General features: G+C 31.5%; 6 protein-coding genes. 3 read left to right on the top strand and 3 right to left on the bottom strand.

The features are described from left to right. Positions 1–154: 154 nt before the first annotated feature. Positions 155–2059, top strand: coding sequence for a S9 family peptidase (locus Q8S45_RS02680; protein WP_305600999.1), 1905 nt, complete (start codon positions 155–157; stop codon positions 2057–2059). A 102-nt stretch (positions 2060–2161) separates the two neighbouring features. On the opposite strand, the gene Q8S45_RS02675 is transcribed toward Q8S45_RS02680, so the two are convergent. Continuing rightward, positions 2162–4225 carry a DUF5689 domain-containing protein gene (locus Q8S45_RS02675; protein WP_305600997.1) on the bottom strand — a complete coding sequence of 688 codons (2064 nt, stop codon included), beginning with the start codon at positions 4223–4225 and terminating at the stop codon, positions 2162–2164. Between the two features lie 12 nt (positions 4226–4237). Continuing rightward, positions 4238–6991: a TonB-dependent receptor gene (locus tag Q8S45_RS02670; RefSeq protein WP_305600994.1), complete on the bottom strand. Its 2754-nt coding sequence runs from the start codon at positions 6989–6991 to the stop codon at positions 4238–4240. 125 nt (positions 6992–7116) lie between these two features. On the opposite strand from Q8S45_RS02670, the gene Q8S45_RS02665 reads away from it, so the two are divergent. After that, a complete protein-coding gene (locus Q8S45_RS02665) occupies positions 7117–8160 on the top strand; it encodes an endonuclease/exonuclease/phosphatase family protein (protein ID WP_305600992.1) in 1044 nt (347 codons plus the stop codon). A 36-nt stretch (positions 8161–8196) separates the two neighbouring features. On the opposite strand, the gene Q8S45_RS02660 is transcribed toward Q8S45_RS02665, so the two are convergent. After that, positions 8197–8652 (bottom strand): hypothetical protein, encoded by a 456-nt coding sequence (locus tag Q8S45_RS02660; RefSeq protein WP_305600990.1) that lies wholly within the window; start codon positions 8650–8652, stop codon positions 8197–8199. Here Q8S45_RS02660 and Q8S45_RS02655 point away from each other — a divergent pair. Beyond that, on the top strand, positions 8629–8865 hold the full coding sequence (locus Q8S45_RS02655) for a hypothetical protein (RefSeq protein ID WP_305600988.1): 237 nt from the start codon (positions 8629–8631) through the stop codon (positions 8863–8865). The two genes, Q8S45_RS02660 and Q8S45_RS02655, sit on opposite strands and share 24 nt — an antisense overlap. The last annotated feature ends 239 nt before the right edge of the window (positions 8866–9104 follow it).

The raw sequence follows: 9104 nt of genomic DNA, 5'->3' as shown, positions 1-9104 counted from the left end.
TCACTTCGAGTGATTTTCGATAGAAAATTGTATCGAGAACAGAAAAATGATAGTTAAAAACGGTTCTCGATACATTTTTTGTTTCGTTTTACTGCACAAAAAACACTCGAACAGACGTTTTTAATAATTGCACCCAACGGGTTAAAAATAGATTATGCGTAAAATAACAGTATGTTTTATATTTTTCATATACCTTTTTGGCTTATCGGCTCAAAATTACATGACACCAGAAACACTTGTGCAGCTTAATAAAGTTGGCGGTTTAGGGATGACTAAAGATGGTAAAAACATCATCTATAAAGTTTCTAATTACAATCTCGAAACAAATAGTAATTCTTCTAAAACCTATCAAATCCCAATTACTGGAGGCGCTCCTTTGGAATTAAAAGAAACAAAAAACTTTTTAAAAGATGCTCTTATTTCTCCAGATGGAAACTTTAAAATTAGTGCAGAAAACGTAAAAATAAACAACGTTACAGGTTTTGATTTTTATAAAGATTTACCGAAATCTAATGTTCAAATTTATGACGACCTAAATTACCGCCATTGGGATACTTGGGAAGATGGATCTTTTAGTCATGTTTTTTATGAATCTACTGTTATTGGTTCTGAAAAAATAGACATTATGCCCAATGAACCTTTTGACTGTCCGCAACAACCATTTGGTGGGTCTGAAGATTTTGTGTGGAGCCCCGATAGTAAAAATATTTTATACGTTACTAAAAAACTTTATGGAAAAGCTTATGCCGTTAGCACAAATACAGACATTTATGAATATAGTATTGAAACTAAAACAACCAAAAATTTAACAGCGTATAATAAAGGGTATGATACGAACCCGGCTTTTTCTTCTAAAGGTCAATTAGCTTGGCTACAAATGGAACGCGATGGTTATGAATCTGATAAAAATGACATTGTTATCATGGTTAATAATGCTCCTTTAAACTTAACCAAGTCTTGGGATGGAACTGTTAATAGTTTTTTATGGGATGAAAAAGGTGAAAAAATATATTTTGTAGCTCCTATTTTAGGGACTGTTCAGTTATTTGAGATTAAAATTCCAAAATTATCGACAAAAATTCTAGCTCCTAAACAAATTACCAATGGGCAATTTGATATTGGAGACATTGTTGGTCAATCTAAAAATACTTTAATAGTTACACGTAAAGATATGAACCACGCCTCAGAAATCTACAGTGTAAATAGTGCTACAGGAGAAATGAATCAATTAACCCATGCAAATAATGAAACTTATAATTCTATTACCTTAAGTAAGGTTGAGAAAAGAATAACAAAAACCACCGATGGTAAAGACTTATTATCTTGGGTTATTTATCCTCCAAATTTTGATCCTTCGAAAAAATATCCAACCATTTTATATTGTCAAGGCGGACCACAAAGTCAGGTAAGTCAATTTTATTCTTTCAGATGGAACTTTCAACTCATGGCTGCAAATGGCTATATTATTATTGCTCCAAACAGAAGAGGATTACCTGGTTTTGGTGTTGAATGGAATGAACAAATTAGCAAAGATTATGGCGGACAAAATATGCAAGATTATGTAGCTGCAATTGATGATATTGCAAAAGAACCGTATGTTGATAAGGACCGTTTAGGTGCCATTGGCGCAAGTTATGGAGGATATTCTGTATTTTATTTAGCTGGTATTCATGAAGGAAGGTTTAAAAGTTTTATATCGCACGATGGAATTTTTAACTGGAGAAGTATGTACGGCACCACCGAAGAATTATTTTTTGTGAACTGGGATATTGGCGGTGCTTATTGGGATAAAAAAAATGAGGCTGCACAAAAATCGTACGCAGAATTTAACCCTGTAGATTATGTAGGTAAATGGACTGCGCCTATGTTAATTATTCAAGGAGGAAAAGATTTTAGAGTCCCAATTGGACAAGGTTTAGAAGCATTTCAGGCAGCTCAATTGCAAGGAATAAAAAGTAAATTATTGTATTTCCCAGAAGAAAATCATTGGATTTTAGATAACCAAAACAGTATAGTTTGGCAACGTGAATTTTTTAAATGGCTTAAAGAAACATTGTAAAAAATAGTCTTTGTTTAAAAATTAAAAAGGAGTTTAAAAATTAATTTTAAACTCCTTCTTATTTTTAATAAATGTGCTTTGATCCAAGGTAAATGTTTATGTTTACCTACTTCTTGGATTAAAATTTGTTGGTGCATTTTGAGGAGTGTTTGGAAATGTAATTAAACTATTAGCAACATCAGAATAAATAATCCATTCAGCACTATTAAAAACTGGATTAGGAGATGTAATTGTAGTTTTTCTAACAGCTCTTCCATCTAAATACTCCCAATTTGTTCCGTTTCCATCAACACCAATTTCACCAAAAATATCAATTGTTTTATTGGTATTATCTACAAGTTGGTACACATCGTCTCCATTACCCGAAATATAACTTGACTCAATATCAGGTATATCATTGAACAACACTTTGTATTCAGATGCAGCAATTATAACAAAATCTTTTGCAGCAATTACAATTCCATTTAAAGAAACGGCACCGCTCGAAACCGTTGAAGAACCGTTTATATATTTGTTTAGTTTCCAACCATTTAAATTAATAGTAGTTTCACCTGCATTGTAGATTTCAATAAATCGTGCTGAAACATTGTTTTTGGGGTCCGCAACTTCAGTTATCATAACTTTTGGAACAATTGCAACACACGTTTCAGACGGCAAATTAAACTGCACATCATTCCCATTTCTTAATTCTAAATATTCTCCAAAAACTCCTGTTATTGTACCTCTTCCAGTTGGAAAAGATTGATTTGCAAATAGTGCTTTTCCATTGGTAAAAACCGATAGTTTTGATGTTTCATTGCATTTTTCTAATGTTCTTATGGCACTGCTTGTACCGCTATAAAAAGCAAACGCCTTTCCTTTTTCATTTTCAATTAATTGAACATTTTGTACGGCTAGCAATAGGTTTTTATACACAGCGCTGTTCACTTCGGAAAGTTGAAGCGGTAATGGAATTAAATTAAAATTTTGTTTGCTGTTATAGATGAAATTTCCAATGATTTCTTCTTCAATTTCAGTGATTTTTGTGCCATTTGTAAAACCTAAAGTTAAAACGCCGTTTTGTTGGTTCATATAAAGTTTATCCAATTGTATATAAACTTTATCTCCCAAATTAAAGTGTTTAAAAATGGATTCTTTTTCAACTAAAATTTGCAATCCCGTAGTTGGATTTGAAACATTATTTTGAATGACTATCTTTTCTTGAAAACTTCCATATTCATCAGTAGAATTCACATATCCTTCCACAATTAAATTAGAACCAGCAGCAAACTCTACCATACTTCCTTTATACATGTTTTTTAATTCTGCCAACGTAATGGTTGGTTTTAGGGCGTTGCTGTAATCACAACGTTCTTTGTTGAATTTTACATCATTTACATTTCTAATATACAGCTGATAATCGTTATAAAAATTGCTAAAAACGGCTACAATAGCACCTTTTCCTGCAGGTAAAAGTTGATTTTTGAAATTAGCAAATCCGCTATTTCTTAAAATTATTTGATTTTCAAGATTACAATTAGCATTAAAACTTTCGAGCATTCTATTTACAGAAGCAGTATTTTCAATATTTCCATACGAAGATCCCATATCTGTTTGTTTAAATTGAACATTTTCTAGCTCAATTAACATTTCTAACATAGTATTGTTCAAATCGGAAATAGCTACTTTTTTTGGAATTATTATAGCCACTTCACACGATCTAAAAATATGTTTGTCTACTTCAAAAGCTGAAATTCCAACAACATCTCTTCCTGAAGATTTTCCAACCTGAATACTTCCAAAACCATATCCAATTGCCAACCCTTTTAGTTTGATAAACACTTTCCGTCCAACATTGTATTTGGTGTATAAATTGGTTTGGTCGATGGCTATTTTTATAGCTGAAGTAGGATTTTCTGGCTTATCTTGAATAGAAATCGTTTTGTAAAAATTCCCGAATTCATCATTAGAAACCACATAACCTTCTATTACTAAGTCGTCTTTAATAATTATTGCACCTCCAAAAGTAAACATATCCTTTATTTGTTGAAAGGTATTGGTTTTAATTAAACTCGACTCCGTACAATTTATTTCAGGCGTTTTAAAATCGCTGTCTTTTACGCAACTGTTTGTTCCAATAAATACAGATAGCAATAAGGATATTTGAATTGTTTTATAAAGTTTCATAGCTTTTTTTTATTAAATTCTAACATAAAAATTTAGGAAGTACGACGTTTTATTTCCGTACCAATATTTTGAACCAAAAATTGGATTTAACAAGGATTGATCTTGTTTTAATTCGATATAATTAGCATTTCTAGATTGTTCAAAACCACCAGTTTTGAATACTTTTCCCAACATATTATTGATACCTGCAAAAAAACCGAGGTAGTAATTATTTATTTTCCAAGATTTTCCTCCAACTACATTTATCAAAACAGTAGCATTAAACTTCTCTTGTTTCAACAACGCTCTAACTTGGTTTTGGGTAATTTCAACACCAGTATCTGAATCCAGAAATGGAACTTCATCCCCATCCAAATAAAAATTTTTGGTGCGTAATAAAGGTGAAATTGAAATATAATTGTTTGCCAAATAATTGGCATTTGCTTGGAACCACCAAAATTGAGGATCTCTATATTCGAATCCAGTTGAAAATGCGGTTTGAGGAGTTCCAGAAACTTTATAATTTTTGAGAAACGACGAGCCAAAATAACTTTTTTCAAGGGTAATACTTTCCGATTGTAAATACAAATCTGGATTATTATCATACGTAAATTGACCAACACTTCCAGCTGCAATAAGTTTAAGTGAAGAAATTAGTTGCGCTTCAAAACTAAATTCAATTCCCATATGTTTTTTATCAATCCCTGTTACTATTTCGTTTACAAAATCGGCTTCGGAACCAAATAATCCTTCGGCAAAAAAGAATGAAATGTTTATTCCATTGCTAAATTTTGTAAAATAAGGGGTAATTCTCGATTGAAATTTTGGCAATCTAAATACATAACTTGCATCTGCAGTTACTATACTTTCGCTGGTAATATTTGGTGAAGTACTATTGTTAACACGTGCATTTGAAAATGTATTTTTAATAGTTGGTGCATTGGAAACAAAAGCTCCATTAATAGTTATTAAATTTCTACCGTTAAATTTATAAGTAATTCCCGCTTTACAACTTAAATTAAAAAAATGTTGCTTATCACTCGCTCCAAAAGAACTGTTGGGATACAATCCGTTCATATACAAACCATCTCGCTGGTAGTTGGTGGAATTTACATACATTCCAACAAAATAATCTACTTTTTTTGTAGTGCTTTGAATTTGAGCAAAAAGGTCAGCTACAGAGCCTGCTATTTTATAATTATATTGAAAAGTTTCGTTGTTTTTAACCAATCTATTTGGGTTGTTTAGATTGGACTGCATGGCATCTCCTTCAGCAAAATAATTTATATCCAAAAAAGAATTTGCACCCAGTAAGTCTTCCATTTTCGCAAAATTGTGAGAGTTCAAATTTTTATATGTTGCCCCGATATTTAATTGAATGGTTGAATTTATAAACGTATGTAACAGCGTGTTTAAATTAAACTGTCGATCATCAATCCTATCTTCATATAAATAATACAATGCGTTGCCATTATCGCTATTTTGTTGATACAAAGCATTCCAATTTAATTGTCCGTTTGTTTGTAATTCTTGTGTGGCTAAATATGCATTGGCATAATCCAAATTAGCTGTATTTCTTAAATAATTGCTTGGTAAATATTTCCAATAAGTTGGATCGGGGTTAGGGGCATTATAATATCCTAACCTACTATTTCCGATATGTCCATCCTGATAGGAAATGGTTGTTTTTAAGGTAATTTTATTATTATCATAAAAATGACTCAACATAACAATAGGCTCAAAAATGGCTTTAATTCTTGAATTTCGATTGGAATTTTCTTGCTCTCCCCAATATGGATTGTATTTTAATCCTTTTAAATTATAGACTTCCTGAGTGTTTGGAGCTGATTTTCCTCTCCTATTAAATGCGGCAATTGCCGTAAAATTGAGACTATTATTTTCATTTATTTTTTTCTCTACCGCAACAAAAGATGACCATGCTTTATACGTAGTTCCTTCCATATAACCTTCATCAGCCGCGCTAAATGATCCAGAAGCGGCTACATGCCAATTGTTTTTTAATTCCCCCGAAATATAAGTTGCCATTACTCTTTGAGTATATGATCTATTAGAACTTGCCAGCGAAATTTTATTAGTTTTTCTGTATTCTGAAGCTCTTGTACTAAAACTTGTACTACCTAAGACACCTCCAAACGTATTTTCAGAAGCGGCAATTCCATTGGTAAAAGTTTGATTTTTAAAAACATCGTTTAAACCTCCCCAATTACTCCATTGTGGTCTTTTATCGTACAATTTATTCATTTCAACCCCATTAATTGAAATGGTTCCGTAGCTAGAATCGTACCCTCGAACCTTAAACCAAGCCTGACTAAAATTAAACGCTGCCGCTCTTAAATAAGCATCTTTTGACGATTGAAATAACCCAGCAATATAATTTGATGATACCTCCTCATCATCGTTAAAATCATCTTCGGTTAGGGTAATAAAATAATCTTCTGGCGACTCTGAAGGTAGCTTTTCAAAATAGATATTTTCTAGATTAAATATATTTTGAAAGTCAAGATTTAGATGTATTGTTTTTGGTTTATACCCTTCCATCTCCAACACAATTTCTTTAGCTTCATTGGAAAAATTACTAAAACTAAATACCCCCTTATCATTGGTTTGAGCATAATAGGTTGTGCCTACTATTTGAATACTAGCATTTTTAATAGGAATGTTTGTAACAACATCAATAGCAATCCCATGCAGCGTTGCAGTAGATTGAGAAATTAAATTTTGGATACAAACAAACCAGACAAATGCGGTGAAAGCAAGTCGATTCATTAACAATTTTTTTTCTAATTAACGACTATTTTTATTTATCTGAAAGTTTTTAAATTGTTTTTTTTAAATAATTTTTAATTAAAAGTTTTTTCGAAGTAATTTTACCTTTCAAAAAAAATATTTCTATGAAATTTGCTATTCTTATTTTTTCTTCTTTTCTGTTAATTCATTCAACTATTTATTGTCAAAAAAATTACAAAATAAAGACCATTGCCTTTTACAATTTAGAAAATTTATACGACACTATAAATGATCCGTTAACCGACGATGAATCCAGTCCTATTATGGAATTAAAAGAAAACAGAGCTGCTATTTACCAACAAAAGTTACAGAATATGGCAAAAGTAATATCTGAAATTGGAGTTGAAGAGTCTAAAAATAGCCCTGTAATACTGGGAGTTGCTGAAATTGAAAATAGAGCTGTTTTAGAAGATTTGGCGCAAAATCATTTATTAAAAGCTAAAAAATATGCAGTGATTCAGTACGATTCTCCCGATTTGAGAGGAATTGATGTTGCCTTGCTTTATCAAACAGAACACTTTAGACCAATACACCATGAGCCTTTTACCTTGAATTTATGGGATGACGAAGGTATTAGAATTCATACCCGAGATCAATTATTGGTTTCCGGATATTTGGATAATGAATTGATTCATGTTATTGTAAATCATTGGCCATCGCGAAGAGGAGGTGAAGAAAAAAGCAGCCATTACAGAGAAAAAGCGGCCTATTTAACAACTACCATCATTGAAAAAATTAAAATTACAGATCCCAACCCAAAAATTATTATCATGGGCGATTTAAACGACGATCCCCACAATGCAAGTTTAAAAAAAGTGTTAAAAACAAAGGCAAAAAAAGAGGAAGTTGAAACTGGTGATATTTACAATCCAATGGAAGAAATGTTTAAAAAAGGGCATCACACGTTGGTATACAGAGACAATATTAATTTATTTGATCAAATTATGTTTACATCGCCTTTACTCACTTCTAAAAGAGATTTCTCCTCTTTTAAAATGTACAAAGTTGGGGTTTTTAATCCAACCTATTTAACCAATCAAACTGGGCAATTTAAGGGCTATCCGTACAGAAGTTTTGCTGGAAGTAATTTTATTGGGGGTTACAGTGACCATTATCCGGTGTATCTACAATTAATAAAAGAATTTTAAATAGTTAGAGAATAATTGAGTAAGATTTAGTGGTATTTATTTTAACCATTTTTTAAATTCGCTTTTCATGGGTCTATAGTTTTCACAGTCAAATGTTCGTACGTTGTTGTAATATTCTTTTAAGTTTTTCTTAGAATTTTCAGGCGATTTCAAGTATTTAATTGTTCTTTTGCTACCTTCATCTGATACAATAATACTTCTATTTAATAGTTCATCTAAAAAATCATCATCCACTACATTGGGTATTCCAATGGTTGCAGCAAATTGATAAAATGGCTTATAGAAAATTAGTCCATCAGCAATATCGCTGTACCTAATATTTTGTTCTAAATTGCTATAATATTTCGTAACTCCAAAGGGAGCATTATGTAGGTCGAAACCGACTGGTCTGTGCTTTGATAGTTCAAAAGCAGCATCCCACATCCCGTCAGCAATTAATCCAATTTCTTGATGGCAAAAATAACCGAAATGAACTTTAATCGAAAAAGACACAAGACATTAAAACTACTTTCACCAAGTTTTATACTTTTTAATAGTGACCAACTGACTTCAGAGGATAAATTCGGAGTTAGTTTTGCTGACTTAGAAAAAGAACTGAAATATGATAGATATGATTGTGAAAAAGTATTTTCAAGATTGTATAGGGATGGAGAAGTAAAATATACAAACACTTCGGTTGTAGGATTACATTTAACACAGGGATGACTCGATTCTTTCACAAACCAAAAACGGACTGGATATGTTGATTTTTCAAGCGGAGAAAGCTTGGAAGATTTGGAATAAGTAAAAATAATTGGTTACTTTATTAACCCGACGGCATTATATCTATAATTATCAAGCTGCATATTGAATATCTTTATGATTGAAATATTTTTGAACTCTATCTGGATTTTGAACTAACATTTGCATATGGTTTTCTAAATTTTCTTTAAGTTTTTCATGGT

Source organism: Lutibacter sp. (genome assembly GCF_030692605.1).
Classification (GTDB): Bacteria; Bacteroidota; Bacteroidia; order Flavobacteriales; family Flavobacteriaceae; genus Lutibacter.
This window is presented reverse-complemented; position numbering and strand designations above follow the sequence as displayed.